General features: G+C 24.2%; 28 protein-coding genes and 4 pseudogenes. 13 read left to right on the top strand and 19 right to left on the bottom strand.

Annotated elements, in window-relative coordinates; translation table 4 throughout:
- Positions 1-6: 6 nt before the first annotated feature.
- The 14 genes and pseudogenes from AAHM96_RS05595 to AAHM96_RS05530 form a co-directional block, all read right to left on the bottom strand.
- Positions 7-1,206, bottom strand: a complete 1,200-nt coding sequence (locus AAHM96_RS05595) for a hypothetical protein (protein ID WP_342272904.1) — start codon at positions 1,204-1,206, stop codon at positions 7-9.
- Positions 1,207-1,225: 19 nt separating this feature from the next.
- Positions 1,226-1,603, bottom strand: a complete 378-nt coding sequence (locus AAHM96_RS05590) for a hypothetical protein (protein ID WP_342272903.1) — start codon at positions 1,601-1,603, stop codon at positions 1,226-1,228.
- Positions 1,604-1,619: 16 nt separating this feature from the next.
- Entirely contained in the window at positions 1,620-1,808 is a 189-nt protein-coding gene (locus tag AAHM96_RS05585) for a hypothetical protein (protein ID WP_174480113.1), read from the bottom strand.
- Between the two features lie 34 nt (positions 1,809-1,842).
- Positions 1,843-2,001 (bottom strand): hypothetical protein, encoded by a 159-nt coding sequence (locus AAHM96_RS05580; protein WP_338978877.1) that lies wholly within the window; start codon positions 1,999-2,001, stop codon positions 1,843-1,845.
- Positions 2,002-2,017: 16 nt separating this feature from the next.
- Positions 2,018-2,842, bottom strand: coding sequence for a hypothetical protein (locus AAHM96_RS05575; protein WP_342272902.1), 825 nt, complete (start codon positions 2,840-2,842; stop codon positions 2,018-2,020).
- A gap of 11 nt (positions 2,843-2,853) precedes the next feature.
- Positions 2,854-3,090 carry a hypothetical protein gene (locus AAHM96_RS05570; protein ID WP_174480108.1) on the bottom strand — a complete coding sequence of 79 codons (237 nt, stop codon included), beginning with the start codon at positions 3,088-3,090 and terminating at the stop codon, positions 2,854-2,856.
- On the bottom strand, positions 3,090-3,227 hold the full coding sequence (locus AAHM96_RS05565; RefSeq protein ID WP_281747958.1) for a hypothetical protein: 138 nt from the start codon (positions 3,225-3,227) through the stop codon (positions 3,090-3,092). Before AAHM96_RS05565 ends, AAHM96_RS05570 begins: the two co-directional genes overlap by 1 nt.
- A 299-nt stretch (positions 3,228-3,526) precedes the next feature.
- Positions 3,527-3,820, bottom strand: a complete 294-nt coding sequence (locus tag AAHM96_RS05560) for a hypothetical protein (protein WP_342272901.1) — start codon at positions 3,818-3,820, stop codon at positions 3,527-3,529.
- Between the two features lie 2 nt (positions 3,821-3,822).
- Positions 3,823-4,287 (bottom strand): hypothetical protein, encoded by a 465-nt coding sequence (locus AAHM96_RS05555; RefSeq protein ID WP_342272900.1) that lies wholly within the window; start codon positions 4,285-4,287, stop codon positions 3,823-3,825.
- 8 nt (positions 4,288-4,295) lie between these two features.
- The gene (locus AAHM96_RS05550) at positions 4,296-4,499 is read right to left on the bottom strand and encodes a hypothetical protein (RefSeq protein ID WP_281748220.1); all 204 of its coding nucleotides are present in this window, start codon (positions 4,497-4,499) and stop codon (positions 4,296-4,298) included.
- A gap of 344 nt (positions 4,500-4,843) precedes the next feature.
- Positions 4,844-5,038 (bottom strand): hypothetical protein, encoded by a 195-nt coding sequence (locus AAHM96_RS05545; RefSeq protein WP_342272899.1) that lies wholly within the window; start codon positions 5,036-5,038, stop codon positions 4,844-4,846.
- 422 nt (positions 5,039-5,460) lie between these two features.
- Positions 5,461-5,814: pseudogene (locus tag AAHM96_RS05540) on the bottom strand (transposase); the annotation flags it as partial.
- Positions 5,815-5,856: 42 nt separating this feature from the next.
- Positions 5,857-6,834: an IS3 family transposase gene (locus AAHM96_RS05535; protein ID WP_342272898.1), complete on the bottom strand. Its 978-nt coding sequence runs from the start codon at positions 6,832-6,834 to the stop codon at positions 5,857-5,859.
- Between the two features lie 89 nt (positions 6,835-6,923).
- Positions 6,924-7,383: pseudogene (locus tag AAHM96_RS05530) on the bottom strand (IS5 family transposase); the annotation flags it as partial.
- Between the two features lie 228 nt (positions 7,384-7,611).
- Here AAHM96_RS05530 and AAHM96_RS05525 point away from each other — a divergent pair.
- The 8 genes from AAHM96_RS05525 (at position 7,612) to AAHM96_RS05490 (ending at position 12,200) form a co-directional block, all read left to right on the top strand.
- The gene (locus AAHM96_RS05525; protein WP_281748107.1) at positions 7,612-8,811 is read left to right on the top strand and encodes a hypothetical protein; all 1,200 of its coding nucleotides are present in this window, start codon (positions 7,612-7,614) and stop codon (positions 8,809-8,811) included.
- Positions 8,812-8,918: 107 nt separating this feature from the next.
- The gene (locus tag AAHM96_RS05520) at positions 8,919-9,059 is read left to right on the top strand and encodes a hypothetical protein (protein WP_342272897.1); all 141 of its coding nucleotides are present in this window, start codon (positions 8,919-8,921) and stop codon (positions 9,057-9,059) included.
- Between the two features lie 61 nt (positions 9,060-9,120).
- Positions 9,121-9,285 carry a hypothetical protein gene (locus AAHM96_RS05515; RefSeq protein ID WP_281748104.1) on the top strand — a complete coding sequence of 55 codons (165 nt, stop codon included), beginning with the start codon at positions 9,121-9,123 and terminating at the stop codon, positions 9,283-9,285.
- Positions 9,286-9,402: 117 nt separating this feature from the next.
- Positions 9,403-9,693 (top strand): SemiSWEET family sugar transporter, encoded by a 291-nt coding sequence (locus AAHM96_RS05510; RefSeq protein WP_338978737.1) that lies wholly within the window; start codon positions 9,403-9,405, stop codon positions 9,691-9,693.
- Positions 9,686-9,991 (top strand): SemiSWEET family sugar transporter, encoded by a 306-nt coding sequence (locus AAHM96_RS05505; protein ID WP_281748102.1) that lies wholly within the window; start codon positions 9,686-9,688, stop codon positions 9,989-9,991. Before AAHM96_RS05510 ends, AAHM96_RS05505 begins: the two co-directional genes overlap by 8 nt.
- A 30-nt stretch (positions 9,992-10,021) precedes the next feature.
- Complete coding sequence (plsY, locus tag AAHM96_RS05500) at positions 10,022-10,747, top strand: glycerol-3-phosphate 1-O-acyltransferase PlsY (protein ID WP_342272896.1); 726 nt, start codon at positions 10,022-10,024, stop codon at positions 10,745-10,747.
- 167 nt (positions 10,748-10,914) lie between these two features.
- Positions 10,915-11,181 (top strand): 30S ribosomal protein S15, encoded by a 267-nt coding sequence (gene rpsO / locus AAHM96_RS05495; protein ID WP_252319942.1) that lies wholly within the window; start codon positions 10,915-10,917, stop codon positions 11,179-11,181.
- Positions 11,182-11,474: 293 nt separating this feature from the next.
- Positions 11,475-12,200: an ankyrin repeat domain-containing protein gene (locus AAHM96_RS05490; RefSeq protein ID WP_342273731.1), complete on the top strand. Its 726-nt coding sequence runs from the start codon at positions 11,475-11,477 to the stop codon at positions 12,198-12,200.
- Between the two features lie 81 nt (positions 12,201-12,281).
- Here AAHM96_RS05490 and AAHM96_RS05485 read toward each other — a convergent pair whose 3' ends face one another.
- From AAHM96_RS05485 to AAHM96_RS05475, 3 genes are all read right to left on the bottom strand, one after another.
- Positions 12,282-12,518, bottom strand: a complete 237-nt coding sequence (locus tag AAHM96_RS05485) for a YneF family protein (RefSeq protein WP_342272895.1) — start codon at positions 12,516-12,518, stop codon at positions 12,282-12,284.
- A gap of 13 nt (positions 12,519-12,531) precedes the next feature.
- Positions 12,532-14,538, bottom strand: a complete 2,007-nt coding sequence (gene tkt / locus AAHM96_RS05480; protein ID WP_342272894.1) for a transketolase — start codon at positions 14,536-14,538, stop codon at positions 12,532-12,534.
- 444 nt (positions 14,539-14,982) lie between these two features.
- Complete coding sequence (locus AAHM96_RS05475) at positions 14,983-15,210, bottom strand: DDE-type integrase/transposase/recombinase (RefSeq protein WP_342272893.1); 228 nt, start codon at positions 15,208-15,210, stop codon at positions 14,983-14,985.
- Positions 15,211-15,280: 70 nt separating this feature from the next.
- On the opposite strand from AAHM96_RS05475, the gene AAHM96_RS05470 reads away from it, so the two are divergent.
- Positions 15,281-15,562, top strand: a complete 282-nt coding sequence (locus tag AAHM96_RS05470) for a transposase family protein (RefSeq protein ID WP_342272892.1) — start codon at positions 15,281-15,283, stop codon at positions 15,560-15,562.
- Between the two features lie 27 nt (positions 15,563-15,589).
- Here AAHM96_RS05470 and AAHM96_RS05465 read toward each other — a convergent pair whose 3' ends face one another.
- Positions 15,590-16,567 (bottom strand): IS3 family transposase, encoded by a 978-nt coding sequence (locus AAHM96_RS05465; protein ID WP_342272824.1) that lies wholly within the window; start codon positions 16,565-16,567, stop codon positions 15,590-15,592.
- A 194-nt stretch (positions 16,568-16,761) separates the two neighbouring features.
- On the opposite strand from AAHM96_RS05465, the pseudogene AAHM96_RS05455 reads away from it, so the two are divergent.
- From AAHM96_RS05455 to AAHM96_RS05440, 4 genes and pseudogenes are all read left to right on the top strand, one after another.
- Positions 16,762-17,241: pseudogene (locus tag AAHM96_RS05455) on the top strand (transposase); the annotation flags it as partial.
- A gap of 64 nt (positions 17,242-17,305) precedes the next feature.
- Positions 17,306-18,095 (top strand): annotated as a pseudogene (locus AAHM96_RS05450) (IS5 family transposase).
- Positions 18,055-18,615: an IS256 family transposase gene (locus tag AAHM96_RS05445; RefSeq protein ID WP_342272891.1), complete on the top strand. Its 561-nt coding sequence runs from the start codon at positions 18,055-18,057 to the stop codon at positions 18,613-18,615. Before AAHM96_RS05450 ends, AAHM96_RS05445 begins: the two are co-directional and overlap by 41 nt.
- Positions 18,615-18,857 (top strand): transposase, encoded by a 243-nt coding sequence (locus AAHM96_RS05440; protein WP_342272890.1) that lies wholly within the window; start codon positions 18,615-18,617, stop codon positions 18,855-18,857. The genes AAHM96_RS05445 and AAHM96_RS05440 overlap by 1 nt, the downstream gene beginning before the upstream one ends.
- Positions 18,858-19,048: 191 nt before the next feature.
- Here the strand turns inward: AAHM96_RS05440 and AAHM96_RS05435 are convergent, their stop codons facing one another.
- Positions 19,049-20,023, bottom strand: coding sequence for a hypothetical protein (locus AAHM96_RS05435; RefSeq protein WP_342272889.1), 975 nt, complete (start codon positions 20,021-20,023; stop codon positions 19,049-19,051).
- Positions 20,024-20,173: the final 150 nt, after the last annotated feature.

The raw sequence follows: 20,173 nt of genomic DNA, 5'->3' as shown, positions 1-20,173 counted from the left end.
TTTCCTTTATTTAAGAGTTATTTTAATCAGATTTGTTGTTCCTTTATAATTTAAGTCATTAACATTAGCAGTAATAGTTATGTATAAGTCACCTGCTTTTTGTTTTTGATTACTTACATTAGTTTTTCCTTGTGCATCACTAAAATATTTAATAGTTGGATTTGTTAAATTAGGATTTAATGATTTAAGTTCATTAGTACTTTTTATTTGTGTATTTAATTCACTATTATTGTTATTAACATTTGCAGTAATATCAGTTGTTAAACTTGTAATTTTAGTTTTTAAATCAGTTTTATCAGTATTAATAATTCCACATGCCATTCAACGTGATGTTGTTTCATTATTAGAAATATAAGGTATTGCTTGACCTGTAACTTCTCCACCAACTAAATACATTCTTCCAACTTTACCATCTGCCACTTCTTGAACATAAATAATTGTATCTTGCAACATATATCTTTTCATTGCTCTTGGCGTTGCTAAAACAAATGACATAATTTCATCATCATTTTTATCATTTTTAAAAGTCATATAGTCATCCATTACAATTTGACATAATACACCTTTAATATATAAATCATTACCATTTAATCTTAATTGTTGTGCAATTTCATTATCAGTAATTAAACCTTTATTATCTGCCAAGTAAACTATACTATCATAAAGAGCATTAGTAATAAAGAATCTACAATTTGCAATATTTCTATATTGAAATAATGTATTTCATGCCCCCAACATTGCTTCTACATATTTAATTGCTTGTGATTTTGGTTCTGTTGATTTTTCAATCATAAATTTAATTGCATATTTTGCAATTACATTAGTATTGTTATTAGCTAAATAATCTGCTAAATCATTAGCAACTTCATATTGCATACTTTGTAATAAATTTTGTCCATTTTCTGCTAATAAATCTTTTGCTGCAATTGTTTCGCCAGCAACAGCTTCTTCTGTAATTTCTTTAATAATTTTATCTGTATCAGCATATCCGACATCTATTCTTTTACTCTTATCATTTCATTGAAGAACTTTAACTTTTGGGTCTTTTGGTTTTTTAACTATAAATTCAATTCTTGTTGAATTAACCATTTCGATAGGAAAAAAACTTGCCCATGGACTATTTGATTGTTTAAAAAATTCTATAAATTCTGGTGCTTCTACTAATTTTTCGGTATTATCTAAATTTTGTTTGAATGGTACTGACATTTTTTTTATTTCCTTTCTGTTATAAATTATTTTTCTTTTTATAATCCAATAAAGTACTTTTTATTGAAATTGGCTCATTTGTTAGTATTGTTTGTGGTTTACCACCTGTATTAATTATTTCTTTAAATACTGGTTGTTCTTTAATAATTTTTTTAATAGTTTCTTCAATTTTTGAATTTTCTAAATTATTAGTTTTAAATTTTAAAAAATCATAAAATTCAGTTTTAACTTGATATTTTTTAAATATATTAATTATTTCTTTTTCTTTAATTTCTTGATTAAGTTTATTTAACTTATTTTCTGCTTCATTAACTTTATTTTCTATTTCTTGTGAAGAAGCATTGTTTTCAGTTAAAGGTTCAGTTGTTTGTTGAACATTATTTTCATTTTCTAACATTTACATCACCTCTTTATTATTTATTTTCTTTATTAATTTTTTCATTTAATTTTGCTAATTTTTTTTGATGTTTGATAATTTTGTTATTTGCTCTAACATGTTTTGGAGTTGTGATAAATCTTTTTAATAAAACAATAATTTCTCTGCAAATTAATGTTCCAACACTTGTTCCAATAATTATTAATTCATGTAAAAATTCTTTCATCTCAATATTTTCCTTTCAATTGTTTATTTTTTAATTATTCATCAAATTGACCACCATTAATTCTTTCAATCATTGATTGTGAATTACTTACAACTTCTACTAATAAAGATAGTTTTCTTTCTAATTCTTCTATTTGTTCGTTATATGTTTTTATTTCATTATTATAATATTCAAGTATTTTTTCTTTATTCATAAATTATTCACCTCCTTTATAAACTCATGTGATTATAATCTCAATTTAATGAAGCATTATCGTGATTTAATGCTACTTCGCTCATATTATCACTACCGTATTGACTAGTTGTTTCACTATTAATTGTGAATCTATTATCATTTACTAATCTTGCAGTTTCATCATTAAATGATGTTTCTTGCATTTCTTGAATATGATTTGTAGTTTCCATAGGTAGTAAATTATGGATTATTTCACTTGCACCAGCAATTATGGTAGGTACTGAATAAGCATTATTAAAATCATTATTAATACCCATTGCAACACCACTTGATATTAAACATCCACCAGTAGCCATATTACAAATCTTTCTTATCGCTTCAAATTTATTAGGTATTAACTCAGTTAATCCACTAATAAGATTTGAAATACCATAAGCATTTAATGAAATATAAGTATCTCAATCCATTAATGACTGATGTTCTTGTTTATTTAATAATAATCATGGAGGACCCTCAGTTGTAGTTGTAGTAGTTATTGGAGTTGGTGTTGTTGGAATAATAGGAGTAATATTATTTTCACTTCATTTACTATAATTTGCTAATCCAATTGTTCCTAAACCTAATAATATTTTTTTAGAACTATTAATTAATTTAGTTTTAGTATTTGGTCTTTGATTTAAATTTCAAATATCTAAACCTAATTTTTTACCAAATAATAAACTATTAATTGAACCTAATACTGGATTTACAATTACTTGACCATAATAAGCACTTGTACCAATCATTGCACAAATTGGACTTATTCCAGTTCTAATTAATTTAATTAAAGTATAATTTGATTGATTTTCTATATTTGGCATTTTATTCTCCTTTAATTTTCTAATTTTTTAATTGTTACTTTAATTCAACCTTGATAAACATCATTATCACCAACTATTAATGCAACATTACTTTCTGGGTCCGAAACAATTATGTGTTTGGATTTAACATTTGGGTATTGTCTTAAAATAATTGCTCTAATATCATTACTTGTATGAATTGCTTTTGGAAATGGTGATAATATTTCAATTTCATCTTTATTTTCAAACAAAGTAGGTAATATTATCATTAGTCAAATTCACCTTTTTCTATTTTTTCAATTAATAAATTTAAAATATTTTTGTCAAAATCAGAGTTTGTATAATTAATTTTTTTAGTTCATTTAATTATATCTTTCATATATTTAAGTAATTTTTCTTTATTCATTATCAATATCTCCTAAATTTCTTCAACTTCTTCTATTTCATTTATTAACTGATTCTAATCAACAACTATTACAGGTATTGGATAAAAAGTTTTCTTTTACTTTATTGCACATAGAACATTTATCTTCATATTTCATATTATTTCTCCTTATTTTCAATTTGATTAGCAATTTCATTTAATATTTTTAATACTTTATATTCATTTTTTAATTCTTTAATAATAAATATTAAAAATATTATTAGTGTTATGCTTGTTATTAATATTGGTACTATTAATAAAATTTTTCATAATATCATTTTTTACTCTTTTCATTTTTTAAATCATTTAACATTAATTGAACAAAATGCACGATTTTTAGGAATATTTAAAGTATTAAAAATTTGATCAGTTACTATAATTTCATCGTTTTTGTTTAATAAAATACAGCGTCTATAAAATTTTGGGTTGTTAAAAATTAAAGTAACATAGTTTAAACCATTTCACTGACCTCGAACACTATAATATAATTCCTTATTACCTTTTTCGTAATATTTTGCTTCAATAGTGTTACTAAGTTTTACTGTTAATTTGACATAATTTGCTTTATCTTTCATGTTTATAATTTCCTTAAATAATTATCAAAAATTAATATTTTTTTATGATTTTTTAAATAATATTGAATATGCTTATAAGCATCTTGTTCATGTTTTGTTAATTTTATATTTCCTTTATAATTTGTTATTTTATTTTTATTTTTTGGGTGGTTTTCTAGATAATCTCAGTTGAAAACATCTTGAACTAATACCATTAATGCACCAATGATTTTAGGCGTTGATAATGGATTAGTTAGTAATTGTTTTGAATTTAAAAAGAAATTTTCTACAATAACTAATATTTTTTTATCAATAAATTTTTCTTTAATTAATTGAAATTTTTCTTTATACATATTTTTAGTTCATAAAACAGTTAATGTATTGAATGTTTCATTAAAAATAATATTATTAGTTTCATTTGAATATATAACAATTCCATTATTACCAATTCCAGCGGGGTCAATTCCAATAATTAAGTCATATTGCATTAATTAAGTTAACCTCTAATAACTGTTTTAATAATTTCTAAATTACAATTACATCAACAATATTTACATTCTTCAATAAATTCTTTATGACCACAAACTAAATTATCTTTTTTTAAATCATCAATCAGTTTAATTAGTCCTATTTTAAATTCAATATCATCACTGTCTGGTATGCAAATCGTTCCTCTTTTAGTTAAATATTCTTTATCCATATTTATACCTCCTACTTAACCTAATATTTAAAATACAATCATAACAAATCGCTTTACTATTTTTATCTCTTAAAAAATATTTTCTTGTTTTTATATCATTAGTATTAAAGAATAAATAATCTAATTTATGCTGTTTACATGTTCAACAAAAATACTTTTTCATAATAGTTCTTTCTAATATGTTCTGTTGCTTCTAGCATAAAGAACATATATTTTTATTTTTATATTATTAATACTATTAGTTTTATTCATTCCATGAAAACTGGGCTCAAAAATAAATTGTGAAATTTTAAAAAGAAATCGAGGCATTCGATTCAATATTTATTTAATTTATGTTTAATAAATTAATATTTTAATTGAACCGGCACCGCTCAATTTTTTTTAAAAGTTTGAAATTTATTTTCTCGCCCAAAAAAATTTTCAAAAAAATAAAAAATAAAACCAACACTTGCTCACTGGGGGGTGGCAAGGTTGGTTAAATAAAGAATAGAATTAATACAATAGGTCCCTACAACAGGTCTATATATACTAGTTTCCAATTCGCTCCCACCCCAAGAATTACCATTAAATGGTTAGTATATTTTATTAGGTATCACTCCACTTTTTATTTATACATGCAAGTCCACATGTTCTAGCTACTATTTTTAACAACTGTGTTGTAGTTCACTTTTTTAGTTCCCTAACACGTGTTGATAATAGCGTTAAAGAAGATTATTAATTATTAACTTTCTCCTACTTGGTCACTGCGTGTAGTAGATATTTAAAGAGTGTTAATAATAAAAATTTTAAAATTTTACAATTACACAAAAAAAGACAAGATTTTTATTCTCGTCTTTTGTCATTTATTTTTAATTCAAGGGTAAAAAAAGAAAGGAGCTATTTTTAAAACTTTTTAGTTATCGACATCTTCGACACGCTCCCACTTTTTTTCTAATCAAAAATGCTTGTTCTAAGAACCTGTTTAAAATCTTTTCAATAAAATTGAAATAAAGGCAAGAACAACCATTTGTAAGCTAGTATTTAATTTTTTTTCACAATTTTTTCATAATCTTCTGCATTTTTCTAATCATGCAAAACTTCGTTCTACAACTCATCTTTTTGGTAATACTACAAAAGAATGTAATTCATTACGTTTTATAACTTCAACATTTGCATTTATAATTGTTTTAATTTTAGAAGCAAATTTTTCACCAGTATAACCAGCATCTACTAGTATTTTTTGAACTGCAGAAAGATTCTCTTTTTCATTTTCAATCATTATTATAGCACTATTACGATCTGTTTTTTCTGCTGTGGTTATGTAAATTGCATGTGGGTGGTTGGCCCTTAATTACTGGACCATTTTTGATATAAAATTCTAAATTTTAATTTGTAAAATTGGTGGTTTTAGAAATTTAGAATGTATTCTTTCATAATTATAAAACATAACATATTGATTTACATCATTTATAGCTTCATTGATGGATAAATATTGATTTGATCCTTTAGGTAGTCATTCTTGAGATAAATGAGAAAATCAGTTTTCAGATAATACATTACCACCAATATCATAAGGTTGTTTTTTGCTTAAAATTATTTGTTTTTCCTCTGCTCATTTTGTGATATCGTGACAATAAAATTCGTTGGCGTTATCTGAATGTAAAATAACATTTTTTATTTGATTTCAAGAAAATTGTTTGTTGATTTTTTCAAGAGCAGGAAGAATTAAATCCTGATATGATTTATTAGGAGCAATATTATAACTAACAACATTATTTGAATAAAAATCAATAATTACAAAAAGATATAATCATCCTTCTTTAGTATTTATTTGTTTAGTGTCCATTGATCAAATTTGATTTGAAGAGGTTGTACTTTTATAATCTTTGTTTACTTTATCCATTGTAGGTATTCACTTATTTGGATTTTTTTTGTTTTTAGGATAGTTATTTTTAGTTTGTTTTAATCCTTGAATATTGTGTTCTTTCATAATTTTTCGCATTTGTTTTATTGATAATTCTATATTTAAAATGATATTTTTTTCTTGTTTTAATCACTCTTTAAAAGCTGAAAAAATTCTTAAATATCCATAAATTCTGCCTTTTCTTGTAGAATGAAATTCGATTAAAAGTTGGCATATTTTTTGATATTTATGATTGCATTTAATAATATGATTTTCTTCTTTTTTAATAGGTTTTTGTTTATTTTTTAAAAAGTAATATGTTGATCTGTTTAATTGAAGATATTGACATAGGTTTCTAATTGAATATTGATTTTTACAATCATCAATAATTTTAATTTTTTCTTTGATATTTAATTTGTTAATTACTAATGCTATTTGTTTAATTTTATCCATTAATAAAAATCCTTTCAGGTTAAAATTAGTGTTAATTATATAACACAATTGTTTTTAGAATACATTCAGGTTTTTTAAATTAATGGTCTAGTAAAAAGGGCTAAGTGGCGTGGTAAACCTTGAGAATCAACAGCAATATGACGCTTTATTCCTGAAATCTTTTTACCAGCATCATAACCTTTATTTTTAGTAGTATCTGTATTTTTAACACTTTGTGAATCAATTATACAAAAACTAGTTTGTTCTTTTCTACCATTATTGATACGAAATGCCTTGACTAATTTTTTTTAAAACTAATTGTAATACACTAGGTTCTTTATCATTATTTTTACTTCAAGCTTGAAAATAATAATATACAATTTGTCATTTTGGAAAATTTTTTGGTAACATTCTTCACTGGCAACCACTTTTTAATACATATAAAACTGCACAAAATACTTCATATAAATCTAAACTTCTTGGTTTAGTTCTCTTTTTAGTATTTTCTAAAATTGATTTTATATTTTCAAATTGCTCTTTGCTAACATTACTAGGATAATTTTTACACATATATACCTCTTATTTTAAAATATATAATCATTTTATACTATTCTCTAAAAGATTTTAAACAGGTTCTAACATTTCAATATTATTAACTATTTCAATTTTCATGTTTTCTCCTTTTAAATTTAATTTAACAATTAGTAAATTTTACCAATTAATAAGTGAATTTTTAATTAGTGCTATAATTTAAGTAAGCGATTTTAAAAAATATTTTTTTGGGGGAGGGAATAAATTTTGGAAGTACAAAAAATTCAATTTAAAAAATTACGACCGCATAATTTTTTGGGAGGGCAATATTTTGTTTTATTATTTTTTTGAATAATATTTATTACATTACTAATTACTGCATTAGTCTTATTTTTAAATGAAAGAACAAGAATTGATAAAGAAAATAATGTTAAAGAACTACTAGAACAAATTGCTAACGCAAAACAAGAAAGTGACAAAACTCCTTTCTATAAAAAATTAATGGCTATTTATTATCCATTAATTGATTTTTCATTAATGTCATTTATTTTTACTCAACATGATGATGCACCAATAAGTGACTGAGGAAGTGCATGAACACAACGTTTAAATAGTATTAATACTGCTTATTCATATATCTTTATTACAATTTTAATCGCTTTAATTGCTTTACTTTTTTATATTATTATAATCATTAAACTTTATCGTCGTCGAGCATTTCAAAGAAAATATGGTTTAACAACTCAATTTGCAAATGATTATCCAATTTATGATATTAAAATGTATCTAGGTTTTACAGTTAATTTAGCTATTGTTTTTAGTTTTTTCAATTTTCTAACAACTATCATTGTATTAATTTATGGTATTATCTTGGTATTAACTTCTTATTTCTTTTGATATATTTTAAAAATTAAAACAGAAATATTAATTATGCATAAATGATGAAAAACACCAAACTTTGCTTTATTTTTATCTGTTATTTTATTCCAAAATGGTTATACTTTATTAAAATCAATATTTGCTCAAAAGTTTAATGTTAACTTAGACTTAATTTTATCAATTATTTTACCAATTGGAACAATTACCATCTTTATTACCTTATTAATCAAAAATATGCTTAATTCACAAGTTACAGCAGTAAAAAATGCTATTAAAACAATTGGTGCTAAAATTAGTGCTTTTCAAATTTTCTATTATACACAAAAAGAAAAATCTTTAGAAGACTACATGTTTGTTAGTCAGTTGCCAACACTTGTTCGTATACCATTACAAAATAATAGCATTAACACCAAACAAGCAGTAATGCTAATGGCAACTATTGATGAAACAATAATATTTTTTAAAAAACACTTTCATAAACCAAAAGAATTAAACTATATGCTTTTTCACTTATTTAATAGAATAACTGATATTGAAGAAATTGAAGAAATCAAAAATAATATTCTTAAAATAGAAAAAAATAATTAATCAAAATTTAACAAAAAAGTTTTAAAAATAGTTAATACCATAGAAAATAATAAAATTTGTTATAATTGAGTAGAGTAATTATGATATGAGGAAAGGAAGTTATATACATGTGACCATTTAAAAAAAGGGATAAAATCGGAGAAGCAAAAGATCAAAAAAAATGTGATGGTTGTGGGAAAATGAAAAGTTCATCTGAATGTACTAAAGCAGCAGATGGTAAATGTTTGTGTAAAGATTGTGCTAAATAAATATATTAAATAAGTGTGTCATTAACACACTTATTTAATATATTTAGAAAGGAAGGATATAATGAAATGATTCAATAAAAAAAACAAAAAAACTGATGATGAACCTTTAACAAAAACCGTAAAATGTTTTGATTGCGAAATGATGTTTGAACCTTTTGACATTCTTGATACAAAAGAAGGGAAATCTTTATGTAAAAAATGTTTCATTAAAGAAGAAGAAAAATAAATTAATGATGTGTTTAGCAAAACACATTTTTTATTATTTAAAATAAAATAAATAACTATTTTCACAATATTTTATTATAATTACTATGATAAATTAAATTAATTAAAAGGAGAAAAAATGAACATTTTTATAGAAATATTGGGGTATCTTGCAGCCATTTGTATTCCTTTGGCATTCTTACCACAAACTATTAAACTAATTAAAACAAGAAATACTTCAGGTCTTTCTATTTTTTCATATAGTATCTATCAACTGGGAGGTCTTACTTTTTTAATATTTGGCATACTTCGTAATGATATTCCCATGATTACTTGTCAAACTATTACTGCTATACTAAATTTCATAATAATTGGGATTATTGTTAACAATTTAATTAAACAAAAAAATAAGGAGGAAAAAAATGTCTAATATTGCAATTGATATTATTGGATATATAGGTGCCTTTTTTATTTCGGTTGCCTTTTTACCACAAACTATTAAACTAATTAAAACTAAAAACACAAAAGGTTTATCGTTAATTTCTTATAGCATATATCAAATAGGATTAACTTCATTCATAATTTATGCTAGTTTAATTAAAAACATTCCCTTACTAGCAGCAAATGCCTTTGGCACAGTTATTAATATCATATTATTAACATTAATAATTTATAATTTATATTATAATAATAAAGATAAAAAGAACAATTTAACTTCCAAAAAATAAAATTTTTATTAACATAATACTTGCACAAGAATGGAGAAAAAAATGGAACATATTAATCTATTAGGAACTTTTATTTTTATTATCATTGGTTATTTAATTGGCTCAATCTCACCTTCAATTATTATTAGTAAAATAAAATTTAAAACCGATGTTAGAGATTATTACTCTAAAAATGCTGGTGCTACTAATTCAACACGAGTTATGGGTGGTAAATGAGGAGCTATTATTTTAATTATTGACGGTTTTAAGCCCGCTATTCCTATTTTAATTGCATACGGTTTAACCTTTATCAATATTACTAATCCTAATTATGAAACAATGTTTAAACAAGCATATATTTATCCAACTGGTCTTGCTGCAATTATTGGTCACTGTTGACCACTATTTTATGGTTTTCGTGGTGGTAAAGGAGCTGCATCTTCATTAGGAGTACTATTAATGATTAATCCTATTTATTGCGTTATCACAATTGCTAGTTGATGATTTATTTTATATTTAAGTAGAATATCATCTTTATCTTCAATGTTAATGATGATACTTGCTTTTATCTTATCATGAATACCGAATATGCCACTGCATGCTTTTCTTTCCCAACAAGACACTCAATACTATATTGTTAATATAATTATGGCTCTAATTTGAATATTAATTATTATTCGTCATTGAGATAATTGTAAAAGAATTCTTAATCATACTGAACGTAAAGTGACTATTTTTGATAAAAAAAATAAAAAAGCAAATGAAGAAAAAAAATAAAAAATCATCTCTTTATACAAAATTAATAAAAATATTTTTTTAAAAAATGCTTGTTTTATTTTTAAAATTAATGTAATATTATAAGCGTGTTGACTTAACATTGTTAATATTCTCTCCGATATTAGCTTTGCTTAAGCCGAATTATATTTAAAGGAGAGTTGTCAAATATGGAACAAATTAAACAAGATGAATTGATTAAAAAATTTCGCTTAAATGCCAAAGATACTGGTTCTTCTGCAGTTCAAATTATTAATTTAACAAAAAGAATTTTAGAATTAACAGCCCATCTACAAGTACAAAAAAAAGATATTACTGCAAAACGAAGTTTGTTAAAAATGGTAGCAAGCAGAAAACGCTTCTTAAAATACTTTAAAAAACAAGATGTTGCTACATACAATAAATTATTAACAGCACTATCACTAAAAGATAACTAATATTAAATCAGTATTTACTTATTAATACTGATTTTTTTTATATACATCTAAATAATATTAAACATAGAAATAAATTTACAAATGATTTAAACCATAAAAAAATAATATCAGTTATTTTAAATTCTGTCACTTCATATCAAAATATTACATATTTTAATTATTGGGATTATATAATTAAAGAAGAAAAAATTAGTTCTGAAATAAAAAAAGAGATCAATAATTTAATAGAAAAAATGCTAATCTAAATTATACAAACGAAAATGGTGATAGTCCTTTAATAGTAGCAAGTCACTATTATCAACTTATCAAGTCACTATTATCAACTTATAGATTCCATTAAAATTTTAATAGAAAATGGCGCTAATATCAACCACGCAAACCAAAATGGTGATACAGCACTAATAATATCTACTAAAAAAGGTTATTTAAGTATAATTAATGTTTTAATAGAAAATGGCGCTAATATCAACCACGCAAACCAAAATGGTGATACAGCCTTGCATTTAGCTGCTAAAAATGGACTAGCACAAATAGTTAATACTTTACTAATAAATAATGCAAATATTCATTTCATAAATCAAAATGGTGATACGGCTTTGACAATCATTATTAATAATAGTTTATTTTATGATAAAAACATAAAAAATATATTAGAAAACATATTTTATCAAGAATATGAAGAATATATTACAAATAAGGCGAAAGTAGAAATTATTAAATATAGGCCAGAATTTTCAAATAACTCATTATTTCATGATATTAAAGATAATATATTAATACATTTAAATACAAATAATTCAGTAAAAAATATAAAAGAAAATTTAATATTAATTGGATTAAAAATCAATAAGAAAAAAATTTTAAAAATTGAACAAAGAATAAAGAAAATATTTAAATGTAACATTAATAAATTAAATACTAATCAAGAAAAAGAAAAAAAATGACAGAAAAAAATTAAACAAGAATTAAAAGAAGAAAATTATCCACAAAATAAGCCATCAACAAGCGGATATATATAAAACATTAAATTTATCACAAATATAATGAATAAAAATAGTTACCATTATGGTAACTATTTTACAATTTATATTTAATAAAAATTATCGTTTTTTAATAGTACTTTGTTGAAGTTTCATTGCTTGCATTACTGATTTAATTTGAGATTCAGTAGGTTTACGCCCCATTTGTAAATACATTGCACGAATCATATTTTCATTAATAGGAGGATTTTTCTGTAATTGTTTTTCGAAAATCTTCTTAGTAACAATAAAACCAACTAATCCACCAATTAACGCACTAGCAATGCCAATGATTAATACTGCTCACCAAACCATCATTATTAATTTCTCCTTACTTACTGTTTAAAAACTTATTAATTTTATCACACACTTGATTTGATGTAAAGCCATATTTTTCTAGTACTACCTTATCAGGAGCAGAAATACCAAAAGTACTTACGCCAATAACAAAGCCATTACCTGCAACATATTTATATCAACTATCTTTAGAACCCATTTCAATAGCAACTTTTATAATATCATTAGGTAAAATTTTATTTTGATATGTTTTATCTTGTTTATCAAAAATAAAAATAGAAGGCATTGAAACTACACGAACATTAAGTTTTTGATCGTTTCATAGTTGTTCTTGACTAGCAATAGCCAACGAAACTTCACTACCGGTAGCAATAATAATTAAATCTAAAGCTTTACTACTCTTCTCTTTAATAATAATATAAGCACCTTTTTGAACTGCCTCAATATTACTATTTGCAAGTTGTGGTAAATTTTGTCTAGTAATAATAATAGCACTAGGGTTAGTTTTGCTAGATAATGCGATTAAATATGCACCAATTGTTTCTTTTGTATCAGCGGGGCGAATTACATTAAAATTAGGAATAGTTCTTAACATTGTTAGTTGTTCAACTGGTTCATGGGTAGGACCATCTTCGCCAACTGCGATACTATCATGACTAAAAATAAACAAAGATGGAATTGACATTAAAGCTGCTAATCGTAATGCAGGCTTTAGATAATCACTAAACACAAGAAAAGTAGAACCAAAAGGAATTGTGCCTTGATGTAACGTCATACCGTTAACAATAGCGCCCATTGCAAATTCTCTTACTCCATAATGAATATGTCTTCCTGAATGATCAAGAGGTAAAAAGTCTTTATCTGTTACTAATGCTTTAGTTGAGCCAGCTAAATCAGCACTACCACCAATTAATGTTGGACAATGAGCTGATAAAAGTTTTAAAATATTACCAGAGTCTACTCTTGTTGCTTGTGGATTTACTCCAATAATTGAAGTTCAATCAATTTTATTTAATTGATAATCTTCATTAAAAATTTCATTTTTCAATGCTGATTTAATTTCATTATACAATTTTGGATATAATTTTGCATATTTTTCAACTTTTTGATTTCAAATTAATTCTATTTTAGAACCATGATTAAGTGCTGTTTGTGTGAAGTAAGTACTTACTTCTTTTGGAACAGTAAATTCAGGATATTCTCAGTTTAAATTTTTAGCAACTGTTTTAATATCTTCCATTAAAGGAGAGCCATGAACACTGGGTGTTCCTTGTTTACTAGCCCCATAACCAATTATAGTTTTAATTTCAATTAAAGTTGGTTTATCACTAAGTTTTGCTTTTTTAATAGCTTCAGAAATAAGTTTATCATCTTCACCATCTTCAACTTTTAAATAATTTCACTCTAATGCTTGAAGACGCATTTTTAAATTTTCTGAATACACTAATTTAACAGATGAATCTAATTGAACATCATTTGAATCATATAAAATAATTAGTTTATTTAATTTAAAATGTCCAGCAAAACTAAGTGCTTCTTGCGCAATACCTTCTTGTAAATCACCATCACCACAAATTGCATATGTATAATGATCAATAATATTAAGATCTTTTTGATTATATTTAGCACCAAGAAAACTCTCAGTAAGCGCCATTCCAACAGCATTAGCGATACCCTGACCTAATGGCCCAGTAGCCGTCTCTACTCCATAGTCTAAATGATATTCGGGATGACCGGGTGTATTACTATTTAATTGACGGAATTGTTTTATATCATTGATTGTATATTTATAACCAGCATGATGTAATATTGAATATAATAAAGCACTACCATGACCTGCTGATAAAACAAATCGATCACGATTAAATCATTTTGGATTTTTTGGATTAAAAGATAAATGATTTTTGAATAAAGAAAAAGTCATTGGTGAAGCACCTAAAACAATACCAGGATGGCCACTTTTAGCAGCATTAACTGCTTGTACTCCTAACATACGAATTGAATTAATAGTTAATTTATCTAAATTAATTTTATTTTCCATAATTTCTCCTTAAATTTTTAATAGTTATTATTTAATATAATATTAACAATATTCTTAATAAAATAAGTAATTTTTTAAAAATAATTAAAAAAGTATAAATAATAAGGTGGTTGGCCCTTAATTACTGGACCATTTTTGATATAAAATTCTAAATTTTAATTTGTAAAATTGGTGGTTTTAGAAATTTAGAATGTATTCTTTCATAATTATAAAACATAACATATTGATTTACATCATTTATAGCTTCATTGATGGATAAATATTGATTTGATCCTTTAGGTAGTCATTCTTGAGATAAATGAGAAAATCAGTTTTCAGATAATACATTACCACCAATATCATAAGGTTGTTTTTTGCTTAAAATTATTTGTTTATCCTCTGCTCATTTTGTGATATCTTGACAATAAAATTCGTTGGCGTTATCTGAATGTAAAATAACATTTTTTATTTGATTTCAAGAAAATTGTTTGTTGATTTTTCAAGAGCAGGAAGAATTAAATCCTGATATGATTTATTAGGAGCAATATTATAACTAACAACATTATTTGAATAAAAATCAATAATTACAAAAAGATATAATCATCCTTCTTTAGTATTTATTTGTTTAGTGTCCATTGATCAAATTTGATTTGAAGAGGTTGTACTTTTATAATCTTTGTTTACTTTATCCATTAGACTTGGTGCAAAACCTTTAATTTTAATAATTTAACGGTTATTATTAATATCAAAGGTGATAATTATTATGTTAAAAAAATACAAAGATGAACAAGAATTTTATAGTTTAGTGGGAATAAAACTACAAACATTTCAAAAAATGGTTGAAATTTTAAAAAAAGCTGAAGCAATTAAAAAAGCAGTTGGTGGTAAACCTAATAAATTATCAATAGAAAATCGTTTATTAATGACATTAGAATACTGAAAAGAGTATAGTAGTTATAGAGTTATTGCAAAAAGATATAATATTAGTCATACTAGCTGCATTCGTAATATTTTTTGAATTGAAAATACGGTGGTTGGCCCTTAATTACTGGACCATTTTTGATATAAAATTCTAAATTTTAATTTGTAAAATTGGTGGTTTTAGAAATTTAGAATGTATTCTTTCATAATTATAAAACATAACATATTGATTTACATCATTTATAGCTTCATTGATGGATAAATATTGATTTGATCCTTTAGGTAGTCATTCTTGAGATAAATGAGAAAATCAGTTTTCAGATAATACATTACCACCAATATCATAAGGTTGTTTTTTGCTTAAAATTATTTGTTTATCCTCTGCTCATTTTGTGATATCGTGACAATAAAATTCGTTGGCGTTATCTGAATGTAAAATAACATTTTTTACTTGATTTCAAGAAAATTGTTTGTTGATTTTTTCAAGAGCAGGAAGAATTAAATCCTGATATGATTTATTAGGAGCAATATTATAACTAACAACATTATTTGAATAAAAATCAATAATTACAAAAAGATATAATCATCCTTCTTTAGTATTTATTTGTTTAGTGTCCATTGATCAAATTTGATTTGAAGAGGTTGTACTTTTATAATCTTTGTTTACTTTATCCATTGTAGGTATTCACTTATTTGGATTTTTTTTGTTTTTAGGATAGTTATTTTTAGTTTGTTTTAATCCTTGAATATTGTGTTCTTTCATAATTTTTCGCATTTGTTTTATTGATAATTCTATATTTAAAATGATATTTTTTTCTTGTTTTAATCACTCTTTAAAAGCTGAAAAAATTCTTAAATATCCATAAATTCTGCCTTTTCTTGTAGAATGAAATTCGATTAAAAGTTGGCATATTTTTTGATATTTATGATTGCATTTAATAATATGATTTTCTTCTTTTTTAATAGGTTTTTGTTTATTTTTTAAAAAGTAATATGTTGATCTGTTTAATTGAAGATATTGACATAGGTTTCTAATTGAATATTGATTTTTACAATCATCAATAATTTTAATTTTTTCTTTGATATTTAATTTGTTAATTACTAATGCTATTTGTTTAATTTTATCCATTAATAAAAATCCTTTCAGGTTAAAATTAGTGTTAATTATATAACACAATTGTTTTTAGAATACATTCAGGTTTTTTAAATTAATGGTCTAGTAAAAAGGGCTAAGTGGCAAGTGGCAAGTGGCACTTATAAAAATAACTATGTTTAATTAATTCTAGTAAATATAATTAAATGACTAGAAAGAGTGAGTTACAGATGGCTAAAAAAGATAACTTTAATAATAATGATCCAATATCAAAAGCAGTAGATTTATTACTAGAAAATACTGAAGATTTAACAACAGTTTTTAAACCTGGCGGTTTATATAAATAATTAACAAAAAGATTAGTAGAAAAAATGTTGAATTCTGAGATGCAAAATTATTTAGGATATGAAAAAAATCAACATAGTACTACTGAAAATGCTCGTAATGGTACAAGTTCAAAAAAATTAATAACTCAACAAGGTAAAATTGAAATTGATGTACCAAGAGATCGCAATAGTAATTTTAATCCTGTAATAGTTGCAAAAAGACAAAGAAGATTTGATGGTTTTGATCAACAAGTTCTTTCTTTATATGCAAAAGGTATGACATTATCAGATATTAGAATGCAGTTGCAAGAGTTATATCATGGTGCTGATATTAGTGAAAGTGTTATTATTCAAATTACTGATGATGTTATTGATGATGTTAGAACCTGTTTAAAATCTTTTAGAGAATAGTATAAAATGATTATATATTTTAAAATAAGAGGTATATATGTGTAAAAATTATCCTAGTAATGTTAGCAAAGAGCAATTTGAAAATATAAAATCAATTTTAGAAAATACTAAAAAGAGAACTAAACCAAGAAGTTTAGATTTATATGAAGTATTTTGTGCAGTTTTATATGTATTAAAAAGTGGTTGCCAGTGAAGAATGTTACCAAAAAATTTTCCAAAATGACAAATTGTATATTATTATTTTCAAGCTTGAAGTAAAAATAATGATAAAGAACCTAGTGTATTACAATTAGTTTTAAAAAAAATTAGTCAAGGCATTTCGTATCAATAATGGTAGAAAATAACAAACTAGTTTTTGTATAATTGATTCACAAAGTGTTAAAAATACAGATACTACTAAAAATAAAGGTTATGATGCTGGTAAAAAGATTTCAGGAATAAAGCGTCATATTGCTGTTGATTCTCAACGTTTACCACATGCAATTTACATAACCACAGCAGAAAAAACAGATCGTAATAGTGCTATAATAATGATTGAAAATGAAAAAGAGAATCTTTCTGCAGTTCAAAAAATACTAGTAGATGCTGGTTATACTGGTGAAAAATTTGCTTCTAAAATTAAAACAATTATAAATGCAAATGTTGAAGTTATAAAACGTAATGAATTACATTCTTTTGTAGTATTACCAAAAAGATGAGTTGTAGAACGAAGTTTTGCATGATTAGAAAAATGCAGAAGATTATGAAAAAATTGTGAAAAAAAATTAAATACTAGCTTACAAATGGTTGTTCTTGCCTTTATTTCAATTTTATTGAAAAGATTTTAAACAGGTTCTTAAAGCATGACAAAATCGACCATTAGAAAGTATTTATCCTATTGTTTATTTTGATTGTATAGTAGTTAAAGTACGACAAAATAAACGGATTATTAACAAATCAGTTTATATAGCATTAGGAGTTGATTTAGAAGGCAAAAAAAATGTTTTAGGATTATGAATTAGTGAAAATGAAGGTGCTAAATTTTGATTAGCAAATTTAACAGAAATGAAAAATCGTGGCTTAAATGATATTCTTATTGCTTGTAGTGATAATTTAACAGGCATGTCAGAAGCAATACAATCAGTTTATCCTAAAACAGAACATCAATTATGCATTGTTCATCAAATTAGAAATAGTTTAAAATATGTTTCATACAAACATCGAAAAGGTCTAGTTGCAGATTTAAAACCAATTTATAGTGCATGTAGTGAAGAACAAGCAATGCAAGCTTTAGAATCGTTGAAAGTAAATGAAATAAACAATATCCTCAAATTACTAAATCTTGATATAAAAATTGAGATAATTTAATGGTTTTTATTAGTTATCCAGTAGAAATCAAAAGAGTGATTTATACTACAAATGCTATTGAATCTGTAAATAGTCAATTACGAAAAGTTATCAGAAATAAAAAAGTTTTTCCTAATGATATGGCAGTTTTCAAAATATTTTACTTGGCAATTGAAAATATAACAAAAAAAATGAACATTGCCTATTCAAAATTGAAATACAGCAATTGCTCATTTTATGATAAAATTTGAAGACAGAATTAATCTAAATTAGTAACTTTGTAAAACAAAGATACACAGATTATTAAAAAGCCTCAAGAAAAGATCACCCCAAGATAAAAAAAAAAATAATATTTCATCTTAAATAAGATAACTCTTTTCTTAATATTTTACATTTGTGATGTTCTTGGTTTATTTAAATTTGTTAATGGTGCGTTTGTTGAGTCATTGTTTACTTATTGTTTATTAAAAGCTTTTCCAGATGATTTTGAAAATAATGTTGGATTTGTTTTTGGCTTTTTACTACATGATTCTGATATTTTTTTTCATTTTTTACTAATTTCTAATTCAATTTTCTTATTTTTATTAATTTTTCCAAAAGTTACTAATTTAATAAATAAATTTAAAAATTTATTTATTTTTTGTTGTTCTAAAACTTTAATTTCTTCTATTTCAGATTTTTTGATTACTTGAATTAAATTTGATTGTCTTTTTGCTGATTTTTCAAGTTCTTCTTGTTCTTCTAAATATAAACCAATTGCTTTATTATTTCTTTCTTGTCTTTTTAATGATAAAGCTTCTAATGCAATCGCTCTATCAATATCTTCTCTTTCTTTCTCAGATACTTCTTCTGATTGTAATGTTTTATAAGGTTCATCAACAACTACAAAACCAAATTCATCATCTTCATTGGTTGCTTGTAAATCTAAACTACTTTCATAAAGAGATGGTGAAATGGTTGGTTCGGAAATTATTGCCTTTTCTTGATGATTATTATTTGTATGTTGAATTTGACGTTGAACAATCTTACTTCCTTTGGGTCTTACTCCTTGTTTTAGTATTTCCTCTTCAGTAACTAATTTTACTTCTGTCTCTACTTTAAATTTTTGTGATGAGGGAATTGATGTTTCTTTAAATTCTTTTACTATTATGTCAGATTGTTTTTCTTTTTCTAACGATAATTTTTTTGCCAGTTCCACTTGTTCTTCTTCTTCTGATAATCTCATGATTTCATCAATAAGACCTGGATCAATTGCAAGTTGTTCCATTTGTTCAAGTGTGAATGTTCTCATTTGTTCCATTGTAAATACTGGTGTTTGTTTTTTATCAATCGCTTCTCTTTGCTCTTTTGTCAATGAACGGATTTGTTGTGTTGTGAATGCAAATGTTGGCGATAATTTTAATTTTCTAATATAAGTTTCAGCTGCCATTATTTCTTCTTCCTTTCTAAAAATAAAAAAACCCATTTATTTTAAAATTAAAATAAGAGGATTAAAAAACTTTATATTCTTTTGTAGAATATTATCATAATAATAATATTTTTCCAATAAATTCGTATTATTTTTTTTCATTAGACTTGG

Source organism: Spiroplasma endosymbiont of Acasis viretata, from assembly GCF_964031275.1.
Classification (GTDB): Bacteria; Bacillota_I; Bacilli_A; order Mycoplasmatales; family VBWQ01; genus Spiroplasma_E; species Spiroplasma_E ixodetis_A.
This window is presented reverse-complemented; position numbering and strand designations above follow the sequence as displayed.